20 protein-coding genes are annotated in these 19885 nt (G+C 68.6%); 11 read left to right on the plus strand and 9 right to left on the minus strand.

The genetic code is table 11. From position 1 onward, the window contains the following. Window position 1: 1 nt before the first annotated feature. Window positions 2–178, minus strand: a complete 177-nt coding sequence (locus tag ACFVIV_RS21235) for a hypothetical protein (protein ID WP_379198790.1) — start codon at window positions 176–178, stop codon at window positions 2–4. A 58-nt stretch (window positions 179–236) separates the two neighbouring features. On the opposite strand from ACFVIV_RS21235, the gene ACFVIV_RS21240 reads away from it, so the two are divergent. The 4 genes from ACFVIV_RS21240 (at window position 237) to ACFVIV_RS21255 (ending at window position 3361) form a co-directional block, all read left to right on the plus strand. After that, window positions 237–569, plus strand: a complete 333-nt coding sequence (locus tag ACFVIV_RS21240) for a hypothetical protein (RefSeq protein ID WP_379198792.1) — start codon at window positions 237–239, stop codon at window positions 567–569. A 99-nt stretch (window positions 570–668) separates the two neighbouring features. Continuing rightward, window positions 669–1643 (plus strand): alpha/beta hydrolase, encoded by a 975-nt coding sequence (locus ACFVIV_RS21245; RefSeq protein WP_379198794.1) that lies wholly within the window; start codon window positions 669–671, stop codon window positions 1641–1643. A 34-nt stretch (window positions 1644–1677) separates the two neighbouring features. Continuing rightward, window positions 1678–2883 (plus strand): lipase family protein, encoded by a 1206-nt coding sequence (locus tag ACFVIV_RS21250; protein WP_379198796.1) that lies wholly within the window; start codon window positions 1678–1680, stop codon window positions 2881–2883. 1 nt (window position 2884) lies between these two features. Continuing rightward, complete coding sequence (locus ACFVIV_RS21255; RefSeq protein WP_379198798.1) at window positions 2885–3361, plus strand: nitroreductase/quinone reductase family protein; 477 nt, start codon at window positions 2885–2887, stop codon at window positions 3359–3361. Window positions 3362–3389: 28 nt separating this feature from the next. Here ACFVIV_RS21255 and ACFVIV_RS21260 read toward each other — a convergent pair whose 3' ends face one another. Further along, window positions 3390–4010 (minus strand): TetR family transcriptional regulator, encoded by a 621-nt coding sequence (locus ACFVIV_RS21260; protein WP_379198800.1) that lies wholly within the window; start codon window positions 4008–4010, stop codon window positions 3390–3392. Between the two features lie 40 nt (window positions 4011–4050). Then, complete coding sequence (locus ACFVIV_RS21265; protein ID WP_379198802.1) at window positions 4051–5397, minus strand: M14 family zinc carboxypeptidase; 1347 nt, start codon at window positions 5395–5397, stop codon at window positions 4051–4053. A 121-nt stretch (window positions 5398–5518) separates the two neighbouring features. Here ACFVIV_RS21265 and ACFVIV_RS21270 point away from each other — a divergent pair, with 121 nt between their 5' ends. From ACFVIV_RS21270 to ACFVIV_RS21285, 4 genes are all read left to right on the plus strand, one after another. Then, entirely contained in the window at window positions 5519–6217 is a 699-nt protein-coding gene (locus ACFVIV_RS21270; protein WP_379198804.1) for a class I SAM-dependent DNA methyltransferase, read from the plus strand. A gap of 92 nt (window positions 6218–6309) precedes the next feature. Continuing rightward, window positions 6310–8478: an MMPL family transporter gene (locus ACFVIV_RS21275; protein ID WP_379198806.1), complete on the plus strand. Its 2169-nt coding sequence runs from the start codon at window positions 6310–6312 to the stop codon at window positions 8476–8478. Between the two features lie 5 nt (window positions 8479–8483). Further along, window positions 8484–9656, plus strand: a complete 1173-nt coding sequence (locus tag ACFVIV_RS21280; RefSeq protein ID WP_379198808.1) for a sensor histidine kinase — start codon at window positions 8484–8486, stop codon at window positions 9654–9656. 1 nt (window position 9657) lies between these two features. Further along, on the plus strand, window positions 9658–10299 hold the full coding sequence (locus tag ACFVIV_RS21285) for a response regulator (protein ID WP_379198810.1): 642 nt from the start codon (window positions 9658–9660) through the stop codon (window positions 10297–10299). Here ACFVIV_RS21285 and ACFVIV_RS21290 read toward each other — a convergent pair. Next, the gene (locus ACFVIV_RS21290; RefSeq protein WP_379198812.1) at window positions 10286–11752 is read right to left on the minus strand and encodes an MFS transporter; all 1467 of its coding nucleotides are present in this window, start codon (window positions 11750–11752) and stop codon (window positions 10286–10288) included. The genes ACFVIV_RS21285 and ACFVIV_RS21290 overlap by 14 nt on opposite strands. Before the next feature lie 206 nt (window positions 11753–11958). Between ACFVIV_RS21290 and sigJ the strand changes: the two genes are divergently transcribed. Next, window positions 11959–12879: an RNA polymerase sigma factor SigJ gene (gene sigJ / locus ACFVIV_RS21295; RefSeq protein WP_379198814.1), complete on the plus strand. Its 921-nt coding sequence runs from the start codon at window positions 11959–11961 to the stop codon at window positions 12877–12879. On the opposite strand, the gene ACFVIV_RS21300 is transcribed toward sigJ, so the two are convergent. The 5 genes from ACFVIV_RS21300 to ACFVIV_RS21320 form a co-directional block, all read right to left on the minus strand. Further along, window positions 12872–13813, minus strand: coding sequence for a hypothetical protein (locus tag ACFVIV_RS21300; protein WP_379198816.1), 942 nt, complete (start codon window positions 13811–13813; stop codon window positions 12872–12874). The two genes, sigJ and ACFVIV_RS21300, sit on opposite strands and share 8 nt — an antisense overlap. A 121-nt stretch (window positions 13814–13934) precedes the next feature. Then, the gene (locus tag ACFVIV_RS21305; RefSeq protein WP_379198818.1) at window positions 13935–14921 is read right to left on the minus strand and encodes a glycine betaine ABC transporter substrate-binding protein; all 987 of its coding nucleotides are present in this window, start codon (window positions 14919–14921) and stop codon (window positions 13935–13937) included. After that, complete coding sequence (locus tag ACFVIV_RS21310; RefSeq protein WP_379198820.1) at window positions 14918–15667, minus strand: ABC transporter permease; 750 nt, start codon at window positions 15665–15667, stop codon at window positions 14918–14920. Before ACFVIV_RS21310 ends, ACFVIV_RS21305 begins: the two co-directional genes overlap by 4 nt. Further along, window positions 15664–16827 (minus strand): ABC transporter ATP-binding protein, encoded by a 1164-nt coding sequence (locus tag ACFVIV_RS21315; RefSeq protein ID WP_379198822.1) that lies wholly within the window; start codon window positions 16825–16827, stop codon window positions 15664–15666. Before ACFVIV_RS21315 ends, ACFVIV_RS21310 begins: the two co-directional genes overlap by 4 nt. Next, complete coding sequence (locus ACFVIV_RS21320; protein WP_379198842.1) at window positions 16820–17470, minus strand: ABC transporter permease; 651 nt, start codon at window positions 17468–17470, stop codon at window positions 16820–16822. The genes ACFVIV_RS21315 and ACFVIV_RS21320 overlap by 8 nt, the downstream gene beginning before the upstream one ends. 148 nt (window positions 17471–17618) lie before the next feature. On the opposite strand from ACFVIV_RS21320, the gene ACFVIV_RS21325 reads away from it, so the two are divergent. Both ACFVIV_RS21325 and ACFVIV_RS21330 read left to right on the plus strand, forming a co-directional pair. Next, window positions 17619–18530, plus strand: a complete 912-nt coding sequence (locus ACFVIV_RS21325; protein ID WP_379198824.1) for a ketopantoate reductase family protein — start codon at window positions 17619–17621, stop codon at window positions 18528–18530. Window positions 18531–18748: 218 nt separating this feature from the next. Next, window positions 18749–19831, plus strand: coding sequence for an alpha/beta hydrolase (locus ACFVIV_RS21330; protein WP_379198826.1), 1083 nt, complete (start codon window positions 18749–18751; stop codon window positions 19829–19831). The last annotated feature ends 54 nt before the right edge of the window (window positions 19832–19885 follow it).

The following is a 19885-nucleotide window of genomic DNA, read 5'->3' on the forward strand; positions in this document are numbered from 1 at the left end:
TTCACCACAGGTCGCAGTGGCGGGCGGCGAATTCCGTGCCGACGTCGAGGTGCTGCCGACGGCGCGCGGCCTGCAGGCCCTGGCCGACGGGCTCACCCAGCACATCGTGCTCGGGCACGTCACCGTCGCCGATATCGGTGAGCCGGTCGAGCGAGCCGTGCGACCGCTGACCATTCACATTGCCTCACCGGACGGTCCGTGCCAGCCTGGATGCAGAGATTCGTAGGAGGCAAGTCGTGAGGCACCAGGCCGGGCTCGAGCAGGCCGCGACGCTGCGGGTCGCCGTCGAATTCACCGACAGCCGCTCGCTCGGCATCACCTGGTCCCCGGAAGCCGGGACGCACAAGAAGTTCGAGTACGCGCGAATCTTCCTGGTGGCGTTGGGCGATGCCGCGCATCGCACCTACCTGGACATTGTGGAACGGCACCCGTGGACCTCGATGCGGCTGCCCGCGGCCCTGACCGCGGGCGACTACGCCATCGAGGTCGACGCCTACGGCAGTGCGAGCTGGGGCGACGGACGGCTGGAGGCGCGCGGGCGCAGCGACTCGTTCCATATCGAGTCCTGAGGGCATTCGACACGCGGATCGGACATATCCGGCGCGGACGCGAATTTTTCACATATTGTGTGATCGGCGTCCGGATAGACATCCCGATGGTGGGAGTCGATGACCGTGAAACAACGCAGAGCAACCCTCGCGGCGGTCCTCACAATGGGATTGCTGCTCGTCACCGCCCGCAGCGTCGCGGCCGAACCGGTAAATGTCAGTGAGATCGTCCGAATAACGGAACTGAGCCCCAAGCGGTCTCAGCTGTCGGTGTATTCCGCCGCCATGCGGCGGGTGATCACCGTCGATGTGCTGCACCCGGCCGGCACCGCTCCGCGACCGGCTTATTATCTGCTGGACGGCGTCGATACCGGTCCGTCGGAGACCAATTGGACGCAGAAGACCGATATCGTGCCGTTCTTCGCCGACAAGAATGTGAACGTAATCTTGCCGATCGGTGGAAAAGGCAGCTATTACACCGATTGGCAGCAGCCCGAACCCGCCCTGGGCGGCGTGCTCAAATGGGAGACCTTCCTGACCCGGGAGCTCCCCCCGCTCATCGACGAGCGGTTCCACGGCACCGGTCGCAATGCGATCGGCGGGCTGTCCATGGGCGGGGCCTCCGCCGCCGTGCTCGCCACCCGGCACCCCCGGCTCTACGAAGGTTTGGCCATGTTCAGCGGCTGCCCGGACACGCTCAGCAACGAGGCGCGCATGGCAATCCGGCACGCCATCGGCTGGGTGGGCGGCAATCCGGACAATATGTGGGGCTGGGACGGCGACCCGGCCTGGGCCGCGCACGATCCCATGACGAATGCCGCGGCGCTGGCGGGCAAGGCGGTGTACGTGTCGTCCGGCAATGGGGTGCCCGGTCCGGCCAGCCTCACCGATCCGCTCATGCCGCAGGCGGTGACGTTCGGCGCGATCCTGGAATACGGAATTCACGACTGCACCCTGGATTTCCAGCGGCGGATCACCGCGGTCGGCGTGCCGGCCAATTTCGTACTGCGCCAGGACGGCACCCACTCCTGGCCGTATTGGCAGCAGGATCTCCACGATTCCTGGCCGTTCATGGCGGCGGCCCTGGCTCACTGAAACCGTCAGCAAACGTCGAATGGAGGAAGGCGCAATGCCGTCAGCTCGAATAAAGCATTTCCTGCTGCTGACCGCTCTGCCCGCGCTGCTGCTGGCTCCGGCCACCGCGGCGGCGACACCGGTGTATCCGATTCCGAATCCCGATCCATTCTTCGCCGCGCCCCCCGATATCGATTCCAAGGCGCCCGGTGAGGTATTGGCGGTGCGCCCGATGCCCCCGCTGTTCAGTTTTCCGGGGGCCCGGGTCACGCTGGTGAAATTCCGGTCGACGAATTCCACCGGCGGGCCGATCGCGGCCACCACCACGGTGCTGACCCCGATGAACCATCGCCCCGACGCGCCGCTGCTGTCCTATCAGCACATCATCAACGGCCTGGGCTCGAAATGCGCCGTCTCCCAGGTGCTCTACACATCGGACCCGAACCTGCAGGTCAAGGAGGCCCCCGCGCTCAATGCGGTGCTCGCGCGCGGCTGGTCGATCGCGCTGCCCGATCATCTCGGCCCGAACTTCGCCTATGGCGCGGCGCGGCTGGGCGGGCTGATCACCCTCGACGGTATTCGCGCCGTACAGCGCGTGGCCGAACTGGGCCTGGCCGCGAGTCCCGTTGCGATGATGGGCTATTCCGGTGGCGGGATGGCGACCGCCTGGGCGGCGGCGCTGCAGCGTGAATACGCCCCGGAACTGAACCTGGTCGGCGCGGCCGAGGGCGGCGTGCCGATGAACATGCTGAAAATGATCGAGGGCCTGGGCTATCAGCGCCATCCGGTCTTCGGGCTGGCGATCGCCGCCGCCATCGGCATGGAACGCGAATACCCGGAGCAGCTGCCCATCAGCGAGCATATGAACGCGACCGGCCTGGCCATTCGCGACAGCATCGCCAATGGCTGCACCAACGACATCCTGCTGGCCGGCGCCGGCCGCGGCGTCATGGACGTCGCGAAATCCATCTCGCTGATCGAGTCGGCGAGCGCGCGCGAGGTGGTGGAGGCGAACAGCCTCGAACTGCACGACGGCATTCCGATGGCGCCCATCTATGAATGGCACGCCCCGCAGGACGCGCTCATCCCGGTGGACGCGATCGACAACACCATGAACCGCTACTGCGCTGCCGGGGTACCGGTGCTGTCGGAATTGTTCTCCAGCCCCGACCATCTCAGCACCGCCGTGCTCGGCGTACCGTCGGCCGTCAACTGGATCGACGCCCGTTTCCGCGGCGAACCCGCCCCGAGCAACTGCTGATATGCACACCCCGACCCTGCCCGAGCGCGACCATCACCAGTTCCAGCGGCGCGTCATCGCGGCGTTCCGCGCGAACGGGGGCCGGGTCGGCGGCCGATTCGCCGGGACCAGCCTGGTGCTGCTGACCACGGTCGGCGCCCGCACCGGGCTGCGGCGCACCAATCCGCTGGCGTACGTCGAGGTCGGCGGCCACCCCGTGGTGGTCGCCCGTGGACTGGGCGGGGGCCGACTTCCCGCCTGGTACCACAATATTCGGGCGAACCCCGCGGTCACCGTGGAGATCGGCGCCGAGATCCACGATGCCGTGGCGAGGATCGCCGCGGACTCCGAGCGCGACGGCCTGATCGCGCGAATCATCGACCTGGCCCCGGATTTCCGGGAGTTCCTCGCCGACCCGAATCGGACGGTGCCCGTGGTGATCCTGCACCGCGTGCCGCGGCAGCGCCGAGCCGAGCGCACCGGGTCGGCGTGCGGATGACCCGCAGCAGCGGCCGCGCCGCACGCTGTCAGGCGTGCGCCAGCGTCGCGAGTGCCAGTGCGGCGCTGCGGAAATCGTCCTCGGTGACGGTGTCCGGGGCGAGCACCGCGCGCTGGGCGAGCCCGCCCAGCAGCGCGTTCACCGCGACCGCGATCCGGTGCGCCTGTTCGGCATTGGTGCGGGGCGCGCCGGGGTCATCCGTGAGCCGGCGATCGGTCAGCAGTTCGGAGAGGCGTTTGTCGCCGGCGCCGGTAATGGCCTCGACGAGGATCTCGCCGACGGCCGGATCGCGCAGGGCCGCACTGGTCAATTCCAGTTCGAAGGCCATGTGCCGGCGCGCCTGATGGTCGGTGGCCATCCGGAAGTAGTGCGCGGCGAGGCCGTGCAGCACCGCCGTCACGGTCAGGTCCGGATCCTCCAGATCCACTGTGGAGGCGTCGATCCGGTCACCGACCTGCTCCACCGTGGCCGCCAGCAGCTGCTGCTTGCTGCCGAAGATCGAATAGACGGCCCCGGTGGTGACGTCGGCGCGCTCGGCGATGTCCTCCAGCCGGGCCGCCGCGTAGCCCTTGGCCGCCATTTCGGCAATGGCGGCCTCGATCAGGGCCTCCCGATTGCGTTGCCGGGCTTCGGCGCGGGTCAGGCGCATCGCATCCCTTCGGTCGGCGGTACGGCTCCGACAGTATCGGTCAAATCGGCAGGCCGTCGCGCAGCCGGGTCGCCGCCGTCACGATGGCGGCGGACTGAATGGTGACGAGGCGGTCCAGGGGAACCGGCTCGCCGGGAGCCTCGCGTTCGATCTCGGCGCACCACTGCTCGAAGAGGTCGCCGAACCGCACGCGCTCCGCCTCGGCCACGGGTGAGGCGGCGGATTCCGCCGCGAGCATGCGAACCAGCATGCCGCCCAGCCGCAATCGCAGCAGCGCCGCCCACTGATACTGCTCGGCGAAGATCTCCGCCCGCGTGGCATTCCGCTCGGGAGCGGGTGCGGCGCGTTTGGCGGCGGCGAAATTCCGGACCGATCCCAGCAGGGCCGTGACGGCCGGCCGGAACGGATTGTCCACGGCCGGTTCGGGGCCGACCCGGTCCAGGACCGCGCTCACGGCCCGCGCGGTGTCCTCGTGATACGCCGCGGTGGACCGCAGGACCTCCGCCAGGGGCCGATCGCCGGGCGAGTCGTCCGATACGCGCGGGTCGGTCCACAGCGGCAGTTCACAGACCAGCACGGCGGTGCCGTAGTCGAGGGTGTAATCGTGGGCGCCGCCGCCGGTGAACTCGGCCAGCGGATCCGCGCCGGTCTCGGCCAGGGCATCGCACATGTGCGCCACGGTCGGCAGTTCGAATACCCCGGGCGCGCGCAGACCGGCGCCGGGCGCATCGGGCTCGCCCTGATGGATGGGCACGCCGTTCTCCAGGAGCCGGCCGGTCAGCGCCGACCAGTAGTCCGCGTCGCCTCCGGTCGTATAGAAGAAGCCGCCGCCGAAATCGGCATTGTGCAGTGAGGCGATGAACTCGGGCCGGGTCGCGTCGATCAGTTTCATCAGCGCCAGGGTCTCCGGCATGGGCGTTCCGATCTCCTGATCGCGCCAGCGGGCCGGGAACGACCACTCGGGCTGCTCGGCGCCCGGCGGCCGGAACACGGTGCGCGCCACGTGTGTCCGAGTGAACGGGCCGCGGTACCAGCCTTCGTTCAGGCGCGTGCCGTCCGGATCGATGCACGGCACGAAATGCCAGGTCGCTCCCAGTCCTCTCCGCAGCTCCCCATCCCGTGCCAGCCGGGTGAGCAGGTGCCGGATCGTGGCCATTCCGATCGGTTCATTGGGATGCGGATTGCCCACCACCACGAGTTGCCGCGGGCCGGAACCGATCTGCACGTCCCGAATCGGATCACCCGCCCGCGATCGCCCGATCTCATTGATCTGCACCAGGGTCGGATGCTCGGCGGCCAGCCCGTCGATGAACGCGTTCAGTTCGTCGACGGTGGGGTATGCCGTCATCGGCTGCACCGGCCCGACACTTCGCATGACTTCGTCCATGGCCGCCTCCAGCGCTCACGTCGGACTGATAAGCAAACTACTACCGTAATCAAATTACGGTAAATGGACGCTGCTGTAAATGGCTGGGCGGCGGGCGGTCTCGGGCGGAATACTGCCGGGCATGCCAACCTTCGCGGATTTCGATCGCCGGAACTATCGCACCGTTGATGCCGTCACCGGATACGACGGCTGGGCCGCCACCTACGAGCAGACCGTCATGGACGAAATGGACCTGGCCTTGCTGGATCGTCTCGGGGTGCCGTGGGATCGGGTGGGGCGGGCGGCCGATCTGGGATGCGGAACCGGGCGCACCGGGAGCTGGTTGCGGGGCAAGGGGATCACCGAGATCGATGGGGTCGATTCGAGTTCCGGCATGCTGACGCTGGCCCAGGGGCGGGGAGCGCACACGACGCTCGCCCAGGCGGATGTGCGGGAGAGCGGATTGACCGGCGGCGCTTACGATCTGGTCATCTCCTCACTGGTGGACGAGCACCTGCCGGACCTGCGGCCGTTCTACGCGGAGGCGCGGCGGCTGGCCGCACCCGGCGCGACCTTCGTTCTGGTGAGCTATCACCCGCAGTTCATGATGGTCACCGGAATGCCCACGCACTACACGGCCGGATCGGGGGAGCCGCTGGCCATCACCACCAACCTGCATTTGTTCAGCGATCATGTCACCGCGGGCGTGGCGGCCGGGTGGCGGCTGACCGAGATGCGCGAGGCGCTGGTGGACGACGCCTGGCTCGCGGCGAAGCCGAAATGGGCGGAGCTGCGCGGGCATCCGTTCACGATGGCGCAGGTCTGGACGCTCGCGGACTGACGGGGAGCGGGCTCGTGTCCACCGGTCGGTGGACACGAGGTTCGACCGGTCGAGGCTGTCCGGGGGATGCGGCCGGACAGCAGCATTCAGGTATGCGAAATCGCCTGGTGGCCATAGCAGGGTGGAGCGCGGGTCGCCCGTGGCTCGCCATAGTCGGATGGTTCGTGTTCGTCGCGTTGTGCCTCGGAGTGGGGGCCGGAATCGGCGGGCGGGACGCCGCCACCGAGGATTTCCGGATCGGCGAGGCCGGGCGGGGCGAGGCGCTCGCCGCCTCGGGCGGATTGCAGCAGCGGGCCGTGGAGCGGGTGCTTATCACCGACCGCGGAGCGCGGCTGGACGGAGCCGCCGAGCGCGCCGCGCAGGAGATCTCCGCTCGCATGCGGGCGCTGCCGGAGGTGGAATCCGTTGCCGCGCCGGTGTACTCGGCGGACGGCACCGCACTGCGGGTCGATGTGACCATGACCGGCTCGGAACTCGACGGCGACAAACACGTGGGCGCGCTGCGGGCGCAGACCGACGAGGTGCAGCGGGCCAACCCCGGACTGCTGATCGAAGAAACCGGCGGTCCGTCGGTGAGCAGCGGTGTCGACGCGCTGCGCGGGCGGGATCTGGCGCGTACCGAGATGATCGCGCTGCCGGTCACCTTGATCACGCTGCTGCTGGTCTTCCGCTCGGTGGCCATGGCGCTGGTGCCGGTGCTGCTGGCCGTGTCGTCCATCGCGGCCGCGATCGGATTGTCGGTGGTGGCGTCACATGTATTCCCGGACAACGGGATCGGTACCAATATCATCCTGCTCATCGGGATGGCGGTCGGCGTCGACTACACGCTGTTCTATTTGAAACGCGCGAGAGAGGAGAAGGCGCGTTCGGGTGGCGTGCCGGGGGCGCGGGCCCTGGTGGAACTGGCGGCGGCGACCTCGGGGCGGGCGGTGGTGGTGTCCGGGCTCGCGGTCGTGATCTCCACGGCGACGCTGTATCTCGCCGATGACGTGATCTTCTCTTCGATCGCCACGGCGGCCATCCTGGTCACCCTGGTGTCGATGGTCAGCTCGCTCACCGCACTGCCCGCACTGCTGACGGTGCTCACCGAACGCGCCGACCGCCGGGCCGCCCGAAAATCGGCCGGATACGCACGCGCGCACCGTGAATCGTCGAACGGCGGGCGGTTCACCGCCTTCGTGCTGCGCCAGATCGCGGCGAAGCCCGCTGCGGGACTGCTGGTTTCGGTACTCACCATGCTCGCGCTCACGGCGCCGCTGCTCGGTCTCGAACTCACCGATATGGGACGGGAGACGCATCCGCGCATCATCCCGGCCATGCAGACCTTCGACCGGCTCAATGCGGCCTTCCCCGAACTGAAGTCGATGCACCAGGTGGTCGTGGCGGCCGACCCGGCACGGGCCGGCGAGGTCACGAGCGCACTGCGCGCCCTGGCCGAGCGAGCCGCGACCGATCCCGCGCTGACCGGCGCCGCGGAGCTGCGCACCTCGGCCGACGGCCGGGTCAGCCTGCTGGAACTGCCCGCCCCGCATCACGTCAGCGATGCGGCGGCCACCGCCTCGCTGGACCGGGTGCGCGCGGACTACATCCCGGCCACCATCGGCGCGCTCCCCGATATCGACTACGCGGTGACCGGTGACGTCGCCCGCTACGCCGACTATCCGGCCCATCAGAAGGCGAAGCTGCCGTTGATCATCGGTGCGCTGCTGCTGGTGACCTTCGCGCTGACCGTCGTGGCCTTCCGCTCGGTGCTCCTCGGCGTGCTCGGCGTGTTGCTGAACCTGCTCTCCGCCGGAGCCTCGCTCGGCCTTTTGACGCTGGTCTTCCAGAACTCCTGGGCCGAGAACCTGCTGGACTTCACCTCGACCGGCAGCATCGGGTCGCGGGTTCCGCTGCTGCTGTTCGTCATCCTGTTCGGGCTGTCCATGGATTACCAGGTCTTCGTCCTGAGCCGGATCAAGGAGGCCGTGGACGACGGCGTGCCCACCCGCCGGGCGGTGCTCGATGGAATAGGCGCCTCGGCGGGCGTGGTGACCAGCGCCGCCTTCGTCATGGTCACGGTCTTCGCCAGCTTCATCCCGCTGCACATCCTGGAGATGAAGCAGATGGGCTTCGCGCTGGCCGCGGCCGTACTGCTGGACGCGTTCATCATCCGGATCGTCATCCTGCCCGCCGCGCTGCTCCTGCTGGGTGAGCGCACCTGGTGGCCGGTCCGGCCCGTCGCCGCCACGGCGGGCCGCGCGCCGGTGAAAGTAAGCTGAGCGAAATGAACCACCGCCCGCGCACCGAGGACCGGTTCCGGATCCGGATGCTGCGGCGGTGGTACATCGGCCTCTGGGTGCTCGGCGGTCTATGGCCGCCGCTGGTCGCCATGCACGACCGCGATCCGGCCACCCGGGCCGTGGTGTTCGCGCTGGTGGCGGTGCTGGGCGTGAGTTACCTGATCCTGTTGATGTTCCCGCGCAACCCCGTGCTGCGGCCGGGCGTCTTCCTGACGGTGCTGGTCCTGGTGCTCGGTGCGACGGCCATCCCCCTCGAAGGGGGTGCGGCATTCTTCATCGTGTCGCTGCCCATGTTCTGGATTCACACCCGGACCCCGCGGCAGGCGGTCGGGTTCACCGTCGCGGCCGCGGTGGCCACGCTGATCGGGACCCTCATCGGGCCGATATATTCGCCGGGCAATACGGTTTTCACCCTGATCGGGCTGGCGGGCGGCATTCTGCTCGGGCTGTGGATGGACCGGGTGCTCCGGCAGGGCGAGGAGCGCGCCCGGGTGCTCGGGGCCGAACTGGAACGGGCACAATCGGAATTGGCCGCCGCGCACCAGCGGCAGGGTGCGGCCGAGGAACGGGAGCGGCTGGCGCGGGAGATCCACGACACGCTCGCACAGGGTTTCGCCTCCATCATCATGCTGGCGGAGGCGGCCCGGAATGCGATCGAGACCGATCCGGCGACCAGTGCGAAGCAGTTGCTGTCCATCGAGCGCACCGCCCGCGAGAACCTCACGGAGGCCCGCGTTCTCGTCGGCTCGGCCCCGGCCTCCGGCGGCGCGACCGGCGGTATCGCGCCCTCGCTGCGCCGCGTCCTCGACCGATTCGCCGAGGACACCGGGCTGACCGTGCTCGCCGACCTGGAGGACGTCGAATGCGATCAGCCCACCCGGATCGCACTGCTGCGCTGCACCCAGGAATCGCTGGCGAACGTGCGCAAACATGCGGGCGCGAGCACGGTGAGCCTCGTCCTGGCCCGTGCCGCCGCCGGCCTCGAACTCGAAATCACCGACGACGGAATCGGATTCACGCCGAACACGGCACGCGGCTTCGGTCTCGACGGCATGCGCAACCGGCTCGCCGAACTCGGCGGCGAGCTCACCGTGACGAGCGCGCCCGGCGAGGGCGCCCGCGTCTTCGCCCTCCTGCCCCTCCCCGATCGGAGCTGACATGCCCGACCCCCTGCGCCTCATCCTCGCCGACGACCACGTCGTCCTGCGCGCGGGCCTGGCCGCCCTGCTGGCCGCCGAACCCGGCATCGACATTGTCGGCGAAGTCGAAAACGGCAGCGCCGCCATCGAACTCGCCGTGACCCTGAAACCCGATGTGGCCCTGCTGGACCTGCGCATGCCGGTGCTCGACGGCGTCGCCGCCACCCGCGAGATCACCACCCGCACCGACACCCGCGTCCTCATCCTCACCACCTACGACACCGACTCCGACATCGAACGCGCCATCGAAGCCGGCGCCATCGGCTACCTTCTCAAGGACACCACCCGCGACCAGCTCGTCGAAGCCATCCGGGCCGCCGCCCGCGGCCGCACCGTCCTCGCCCCACGAGTAGCCGACCTGCTCATCGCCCGCATGCGCCGCCCGGACCCGATTCCCTTGACCCCCCGCGAAATCGACGTCCTGCAAGCCGTGGCCGCCGGCCTGTCCAACCCCGACATAGGCAAGCGCCTCACCATCGCCGAGGCCACGGTCAAAACCCACCTGCTGCGCATCTTCGCCAAACTCGATGTCAGCGACCGCACGCACGCGGTGGTCGTCGCCATGGACCGTGGCCTCCTGCCCGGCGTTACGCGGCAATGATTTCCGCGCCCGCGGGGGCGGACTTCGGGTCCTCGGCGCGGGCGTCGGCGGTGCGGATGCCGATGACCGCGGCGGCCAGGGCGAGGAAACCGCCGACCAGGAGAGCGAGTTGGAAGCCGGAGGTCATGGCGTCCGGGGCAGGGGTGCCCGCGGTGAGTTCGGTGGTGGTGCGGGAGGTGGCGATGGCGGTGAGGACGGCGATGCCCAGTGCGCCGCCGAGCTGCTGGGCCGTATTCAGCAGGGCGGCGGCCAATCCCGCTTGTTCGGTGGGGACTCCGGCGTTGGCCGCGGTGTTGGCGGCGACGAAGACCGCGCCCGCGCCGACGGCCATGACCAGCATGCCGGGGAGGATGTCGGTGAGGTAGGAGCCTTCGGTGGGGATGCGGGACAGCCAGAGCAGGCCGAGGCCGGTGATGGCGGCGCCGATCACGATGAAGGGGCGGGTGCCGGTGCGGGCGAACAGTTTTGCCGAGAGGCCGGCGGCGACGGCGAGGACGAGGCTGAAGGGGAGGTAGGCCAGGCCCGCTTCGAGTTCGGTGAAATGGAGGACGGACTGCATGTAGAGGGTGAGAAAGAAGAACATGGCCAGCATGCCGGCGGCAATGCTGAGGTAGGCCAGGTTCGCGGCGGCCAGGCCCTTGATGCGGAAGATGGACAGCGGGACCAGGGGAGCGGCGGCGCGGGATTCGTTGACCACGAAGGCGATCAGCAGGGCGGCGGCGACGGTGAGCATGACGAGGGTGCGGGTGTCGCCCCAGCCGTGGTCGGGGGCCTTCACCAGGGCGTAGACCAGCAGCATGAGGCCGCTGGTGGCGAGCGCGGTGCCGAGAACGTCGAAGCCGCCGCGGATTTCATTGCGGCTGTCGTCGGGGATGAGCGCGGGAATCGCGGCCAGCACCAGCAGGCACACCGGGGTGTTGACGTAGAACACCCAGCGCCAGCCCGGTCCCTGGGTGAGCAGGCCGCCCAGCAGTACGCCGGAGGCCGAGGCCAGCCCGGCCGCGCCGCCCCAGACGCCCAGGGCGGTATTGCGATCGGATCCCTCACGGAAACTGGTCGTCAGGATCGACAGCGCGGCGGGCAGCATGAGCGCCGCGCCCACGCCCTGTGCGAGCCGCGAGCCGATCAGCAGGCCGCCGTCCCGGGCGAGCCCGCCGGTCGCCGAGGCGATGGCGATGAGCACCGTGCCGGTGATGAGCACCCGGCGGCGGCCCAGCAGATCGGCCAGCCGGCCGCCCAGCAACAGCAGTCCGCCGTAGGTGAGCATGTAGCCGCTGGTGACCCATTGCAGCGTCGAGACGGACATGCCCAGCTCGCGCTGGATGGTCGGCAGTGCGACATTGACGATCGAACCGTCGACGAAATCCAGGAATGCGACCGTGCACAGCAGCGCCAGGGTCAGTCTGCCGCGGCGGGTCGCCAGGAACGAGGGTGTTTCGGCGGATGGGAGCACTGGCGGTGTCCTTCACTTCGGGGGGGCGGACCGGTTTCGTCCGTTCGCCAACCCAGAGCCCGCCCGGACCGGAGAGCGTGACATCGAGCGATTCACATCACATTCGGGGATCGGGACGTCACGTTTCCCCGCCGCTGCCCTCCAGGGAAGCGATACCCATGTGCCGCCGTGCGGCAAGATGACCGGTAGGACCCCGAGGAGATGCGATGAGCGAGAGCACCGATCACGAGGCGACCGAGATCTTCGCCGCCCACCGCGAACTGTTGTTCTCCATCGTCTACAACATGCTCGGCAGCGTCGCCGACACCGAGGACGTCCTGCAGGACACCTGGCTGGCCTGGGTCGGCCGCAATCGCCCCGGCGCCGAGGAGATCACCAGCCCGCGTGCGTATCTGGTGCGCATCGCCGTCAACCACGCGCTGTCCCGGCGCACCCTGGAATCCCGCCGCCGCGAAACCTATGTCGGCCCGTGGCTGCCCGAGCCCCTCGTCAGCGACCTCCCCGAGGTCCGCGACAGCGCCGACGCCGCCGACCCCACCCTGCGCGCGGAAACGGTGTCACTGGCCATGCTCGTGGTCCTGGAGAACCTCACCCCGCTCGAACGCGTCGTCTTCGTCCTGCACGACGTCTTCGGCTACCCGCACGCCGAGATCGGCGAAATCCTCGCCCGCGAAACCCCGGCCATCCGCCAGATCGCCCACCGCGCCCGCTCCCACGTGCACGCCCGCCGCCCCCGCTACCAGGCCGACCCGCAGGTCCAGCGCGCCGTCACCGAGAAATTCCTGGCCGCCCAGGTCGGCGGCGACGTCACCGCCCTGCTCGAACTCCTGGCCCCCGACGCCACCTTCTGGTCCGATGGCGGCGGCAAATCCCGCGCCGCCCTGCGCCCGGTCCACGGCGCCGACAAGATCGTCCGCCTCATCACCAGCCCCATGGTCATCGCCACCGTCCCCGATATCGGCATCGAATACCGCTGGGTCAACGGCGACCCTTCGGCCGTGGTCCTGTCCGGCGATTCCCCCTACGCCGTCGTCGTCCTCGACATCGACCCGGACACCGAGCTGGTCCGCGGCATCTACGCGGTCCGCAACCCGGACAAGCTCTCTCACATCGACCCGATCAACTGACGGTGAAGGAGAATGCCGGCGCGGCGCCCGCGCCCTTGTCGGCATCGTAGGTCACCGTGTAGGCGCCCACCGCCGGGGCCGGAACCACGAAAACGACGTAATTCTTTGCGTTGTCGATGGTTTCGTTCCGATTGAGCAGTTCGTTGATGGGGCCGCGGATATCGGCGGGCACGTTCTGCCCGTCGGGCGTGCGCACGGTGAAGTAGTCGTAGTACACGTTCAGCCCGCCGTCCGGGATACCGGACCCGCCGATCAGCGTGATCTTCAGCGCGAGATCCATCTTCCCGTTCTCGTTCTCGGCATAGCTGGGCGCGAGCGTGCCGCCGGTGATCTTGATCGTGGTCTGATCCTGCACCAGCGTGCCGGAGACGGTGAGCGTCTTCGGTGCGACACTCTCCACCTGAGCGCCGGCCCGCAAGGGAATCTTCGTCTGATTGTCCGCGGCCTGCCCGTAGACCACCGTCATGGTGTCGAGCAGATGCTGCACGTCCCCGAGCTTGCTCACCGTGGTGGTGACACCGCCTGTGGCCGAACCCTTCCCGGGCACCAGCGGATTGTCGAACCCCGCCCCCGCATCGATCTCCTTGCCGACCTGCAAGTTCGGGACAATGCTCAGCGTCTTGTCATCGGTCGTCGTGTTCTTGTACGTGATATCGATCCGCACCGCGCCCCCGCCGAACTCATCCGGTACGACGGTCGCCTTCTCGACGGTGATCTCGAACCCCTCGTACCAGCCGGTCTTGGCCACGACGCGCACGGTCGCCTGCGCATCGCTGCCCGTCTCGGTGCCGCTCGGCCGCCCGGTCCCCAGCGGCGCGGCAATCGCCGACGTCGTGGTGGTGCCCGTCTGCTGCCCGCCATCGCCACACGCGGTCATCAGTACCGCGGATGCTGCGATGAGCACGGCCGCCCCGATGGTGGTGAATTTTCGCACGCTGCCTCCCCGATAGATGTGCCAGCTCAGCGCCGCCCGGAGACCCGGGCGCGTGATTCGCACTGAAATCCCCGCCGCGGGCAGGCACGTTAACGCGGCGATCGGCGGGTCGCGGAGTGGCTCACGGGATTGTGATGAAGCCCTGGGCGGCCATCCAGTCGCGGGCGACGGTGGCCGGTTCGCGGCCTTCGACGTCGACCTTGCGGTTGAGGTCGGTGACGGATTCGTTGGTGAGGAGGCGGGAGATGGGGGTGAGGACTTCGATGACGCGGGGGTGGGCTCGGGCGAAGTCTTCGCGCATGACGAGGGCGGCGTTGTATTGGGGGAAGAAGCCGAGGTCGTCTTCGAGGAGGCGGAGGTCGAGGGCGGGGATGCGGCCGTCGGTGGCGGCTACCGAGCCGAAACGGCATTGGCGGGCGTCGGCGGTGGACTGGTAGACGATGGCGTCGTCGACGACCTGTTTCCGGACCTTGGCGGTGTCTATGCCGTATTTGCGGGCCAGGCCGGGGAACCCGTCTTGGCGGACGTTGAATTCGGTTCCTACGCAGGTGGATCCGGCAGCCGGGTCGGTGTTGATCAGGGCGGCGTATTGCGACAGGGTGCGGACGCCGGTTTCCTCGGCGGTGCGGGCGCTGGTCGCTATGGCGTAGGTGTTGTTCATGGGAGCCATGGCGGCCCAGATCATGCCGTGTGCGGCGAGGTCGGCATCGCGCACTGCCGCGAATTGGGCGTCCGAGCCCGCGATGGGAGATTCATTGCCCAGGTAGTTGATCCAGCCGGTGCCGGTGTAGTCGTAGGCGATGTCGACCTGGCCGCGCAGCTGGGCGTCGCGCAGGCTGTTGGAGCCGACGATATCGGTGAGATCGCGGACCTCGGCGCCGGCCGCGTCGAGGGCGAAGGCGATGATCAGGCCGAGGGTTTCCTGTTCGGTGAAATCCTTGGAGCCGACCGTGATTCGCACGCCCTGCAATTCGGGAATCGGCCGGATGCTGCCGGGTTCGACCCGCAGCGGCACCGAACGGCCCGCTTCCAAGCCGCAGGAGGCGGTCAGCAGCACGCCGAGCACCACCGCGAACAGCGCACAGCCACGCCGGATCCGGGCTCTCATCGCAGCCCCTTCGGTCCGAGGAAGCGTTCCGCCAGCGCGCCCACCCAGTCGACGAGCAGCGCCAGCGCCACCGCCAGCAACGCGCCCACCCAGAGCGTGACATTGTCGCGCAGCTTGTAGCCGGTATCGATGAGAATGCCCAGCCCGCCCGCGCTCACCAGGAACGACAGGGTCGCGCTGCCCACCGCCAGCACCAGCGAAGTACGCAGTCCCGCAAGGATGTACGGCACGGCCAGCGGGAATTCGATGCGACGCAGGACCGTGGCGGCCGACATGCCCTGTCCGCGACCGGCATCGATGAGCGTGGGATCGACCTGCTGATAGCCGAGGATCGTATTGCGCAGCACCGGCAGCAGCGACAGCAGCACGATGGGGGCCACGCCGATCCAGAAACCGGTGGTGCGGGTGATCAGATAGAACAGCACGATGAGGCCGATGGCCGGCGCCGCCGCCCCGATATTGGCGATGCCCACGAAAAGCGGTGTGAGACGGCGGAATCGGGGGCGAGTGAGCGCGGTGCCGAGCGGCACCGCCAGGACGATGACAATGGCCACCACGGTCGCGGTGATGAGCACGTGCTCCCAGGTGACGGTGGCGATATTGCCCGCGCTCAGGCTGGCCTGCTGGGTGGCGGTGAGCTCGCGGGCGAAGGCCCACACCAGCACTCCCGCGCTCAGCAGCAGGGCGAGCAGCGGCTGCGCGAAGAGCCGGATGCGTTCGGCGCGGCGTTCGGTCTGCGCGGTCATGCCGAGCCGTTTCCGGTGTGCGTGCGAATGGCCGACAGATGCGCCACCAGGGTGTCGATGGTGATCAGACCCGCGTACACGCCGCGCCGGCCGGTGACGACGGCATTGGCGGTGCTCTCGGCCAGCAGCGCCTCCAGGGCTTCCTGCAAGGTGGAGCGCAGGGAAACACCCTCGCCGACAGGCGTTCCCGCGTCCCGCAGCGATGGCGCCCGTTCGAGCTGGGGGAGGGTCACCCAGCGCAGCGGACGGCGCTGCTCGTCCAGCACGAGCCCGAAATCCTTGCCGCTCCCGGCGAGCGCGGTGCGCAGCGACTCCACCGAGTCGGTCTCCACCGCCGTGGCGCACGCACCGAGCTCGACATCCTCCACGCGGGTCAGCGTCAGCTGCTTGAGCGCCGCATCCGCGCCCACGAATCCGGCGACCGTCGCATCGGCGGGCTCGGCCAGGATCGCGCCGGGTGTGTCGTACTGCAGGATGCGAGACCGATCGCCCAGCACCGCGATTCGATCGCCGAGCTTCACCGCCTCATTGAAATCATGGGTGACGAACACGATGGTCTTGCGCAATTCCGCTTGCAGCCGCAGCAATTCGTCCTGCAACAGCCCGCGAGTGATCGGATCGACCGCCCCGAACGGCTCATCCATCAACAGCACCGGCGGATCCGCGGCCAGCGCCCGCGCCACCCCGACCCGCTGCTGCTGCCCGCCGGAGAGCTGACGCGGATACCGATCCCGGAAGGTCCCCGGATCGAGCCCGACCAGATCGAGCATCTCGTCCACCCGATCGCCGATCCGCTTGCGATCCCATCCGATCAGCCCCGGCACGGTCGCCACATTCTTGGCGACCGTGAGATGCGGAAACAGCCCGGCCTGCTGAATCGAATACCCGATCCCGCGCCGCAGCCGATCCGGATTCACCGCCGCGGCATCCTGCCCGCCGATGGTGATGGTCCCCGAACTGGGTTCGATGAGCCGGTTGATCATCCGCATGGTCGTGGTCTTGCCGCAGCCCGACGGCCCGACCAGCACCACCGTCTCCCCGGCCGGAATCGTCATCGACACGTCCGCCACCGCCGGATCACGTTGCCCGGAATAGCGTTTGGTGACCGAGTCGAGCACGATCTCGACCCCGGACACGGCCGGTTCGACGGTCTCAGTCACGAATACCCCCGGGAGTGGTCAGTCGTCCGGCGAGGACGAGCAGGGCGTCGAGCAGCAGCGCCAGCGCGATGATCAGCACCGTGCCGGTCAGCGCCTGCGGCACCGCGGTCGGCGTGCCCAGCCGCGACAGGCCCGAGAAGATGAGGTTGCCCAGGCCCGGACCCTTCGCATAGGCGGCAATGGCCAGAATGCCCATGATCAACTGCGTGCTGATCCGCATCCCGGCGAGAATGGCCGGCCAGGCCAGCGGCAGCTCGATCGCGGCGAGCACCCGCAGCCGGTTCATGCCCACCCCGCGCGCGGCATCGGTGACCGCGGGATCCACCGCGGACAATCCGACGATGGTATTGCGCAGAATCGGCAGCAGCGCATACAGCACCAGCGCCGTAATGGTCGGCGGAACACCCAGTCCCAGAACGGGAATCAGAATCCCGAGCAGGGCGAAGGACGGAATGGTCAGGATGATGCTTGCCGTCGCCGTCGAGACCGCGGAGCCGAGCGGACTGCGGTAGACCAGCGCACCGATCACGATCGAGACGATCGCGGCGATGAGCACCGACTGCACCACCGCGGAAACGTGCAGATAGGAATCCGTCACCAGCTGCTCGCGGTGGTCGGTGATATAGGTCCACAGCGTATCCAGTGCCCAGCCCTCCCCTCGGGTCGGCAACGCGGTGAGCATATCGGCAAACGGACCACGCCGTCCGGCATTTCGGGTCGGCTTGGCATGTCGGGCGGGGGCGAACAATCTCACAGCTCCGGAAGATCGCCGTGCGCGCACACTGAAACACATGACCGAAAAGCGAGCGTGGACCGTGGCGGTACTGGGACCCGGCGGCGTCGGCGGACTGGTGGGCGCGCTGCTCGCCCGTGCCGGACACCGGGTGATCTTCCTCGGCGGCCCGGAAACCGTTGGAGCCCTGCGCGATCACGGGATCCAGGTGCGCAGTGGGCAGTTCGGCGACTTCACCGTGAAAGTCGAGGCGGATACCGAACTCCGGGAAGCGGTGGACGTCTGCCTCGTCAGCGTCAAACAGACCTCCCTCGCGGGCGCATTGGCTCGCGTATCACCGGAGGCGGTGGGCGACGGCCTGATCGTGCCGCTGCTCAATGGCATCGAGCACCCCGCGCTGCTGCGCGCCCGCTATCGCCCGGAACTGGTCGCGCCCGGCATTATTCGAGTGGAATCGACCCGCGTGGCGCCGGGCGAGATCGTGCAGGGCAGCCCGTTCGTCGATATCGAACTCGCCAGCGCCACCGCCCCGCCCGAACGCCTCGACGCCCTGGCCGAGATTCTGAACGCCGCCGGAATCCGCACGCAGGCAAAGGAAGACGAGGCGGCCGCGCTCTGGGCCAAACTCCTCTTCATCGCCCCCGTCGCCCTCATGACCACCCGCTACCGCAGCCCCGTCGGCGTCATCCGCACCGAGCATCGCGGCGAATTCATCGCCCTGCTCGACGAAGTCGCTGAGCTCAGCCGGGTAGCCGGCCTCCCCGGCGATGTCGACGCGGTGCTCCGCTTCTGCGACACCTTCCCGCCGGAGACCAAATCCTCCATGCTGCGCGACGCCGAAGCCGGCCGCCCGCTGGAGGTGGACGCCCTCGGCGGCGCGCTGCTGCGCACCGCCCTGCGGCACGGCGTCGCCATGCCGCTCACCGAACGCCTGGTGGACGAGGTCGTGCGGCCGGCCACGTCCCCCTAGGCCCGGCGGCATTCGGATTCGGCGAGACCCCGGCGTCATGGGCACGTTATGCTGCACGGCGACCCTCGCGCCGGGCTCCGGCCGCGACGGGTGATCGGGGAGGCGCGGCCGGGTAGGGCCGCACAATAGAAAGGCCAAAACAGGATATGCGTGGCGTGGCTGTGCGAGGGGCGCAGGAGCGCCCACACAGATCCCGGGGTGGGTGGGTCAAGCGGACCGTGGTCGGTGCCGTGGTGGCCGCGCTGCTGCCGTTCGGGGCGTCGGTGGGAGCTGGACCGGCTGCGGCGGAATACGATCCGGCCGCCTTCGACTTCTGGGTGGACTCCAGCATGGGGTCGATCAAGACCCGGATTCTGCGGGCGGCGGACGGCAATACCGATCGGGTGGTCTATCTGCTCGACGGTGAGCGCGCCGAATCGGATATGAACGGGTGGGAGGAATACACCACCATTCCGGCGGCGCTGGCCAAGTTCAATATCAATGTGGTGATGCCGGTCGGCGGCATGTCCAGCTTCTATGTGGACTGGGACGCGCCGAGCAGCTTCAATGGCGTGAACATCGACGGGTCCGCCTTGCCCGGCGCGGATTCCGGATCGGCGATCTCCGGCTGGACCGAGACCTCCGGCAAGACCAACACCTATGTGTGGGAGACGTTCCTGACCCAGAACCTGCCGACCGCGCTGCAGAATCGCCTGGGATTCAGCAAGACTCGCAACGGCGTGTTCGGGCTCTCCATGGGCGGCAGCGCCTCGCTCATGATGGCCGCCTACCATCCGGAGCAGTTCGTCTACGCCGGTTCGCTGTCGGGCTACCTGAACATGTCCGCACCGGGTATGCGAGAAGCCCTGCGGCTGGCCATGATCGCCGCCGGCGGCTACAACATCGACTCCATGGCGCCGGAGGGCAGCGCGAAGTGGACGCGGATGAATCCGTACAACTTCGTGGATCTGCTGCGGGCCAATGGCACTCAGCTCTACATCTCCGCGGGTAGCGGCCAGCCGGCGCAGCAGGACCTGTCCTCGACCGACGCCATCATCCAGGGCATGCCGCTGGAGGCGATCGCGCTGGCGAATACCCGTGCGTTCGAATCGAAGCTGGGAGCGCTGGGCTACGACAAGGTGACCTACGACTTCCCGAGCATCGGCGTGCACAACTGGGGCAACTGGCAGCAGGTGGCCAACCGGATGCTGCCGGATATCGCCAAGTACGTGGGCAAGCCGCTGCCCGCCGGTCAGGCGCCCGCGGGACCGCCGCCGGGTGAGGGCCAGCCACCCGGCGAGGGACAACCGCCGCAGAACTAGCGGGCGGCAACCGGAAACAAGTCGGGGCGTGCCCCGGGCTGCGGACATCGGGTC

The sequence above is a fragment of the Nocardia sp. NPDC127526 genome, from assembly GCF_042672265.1.
Taxonomy (GTDB): Bacteria; Actinomycetota; Actinomycetes; order Mycobacteriales; family Mycobacteriaceae; genus Nocardia.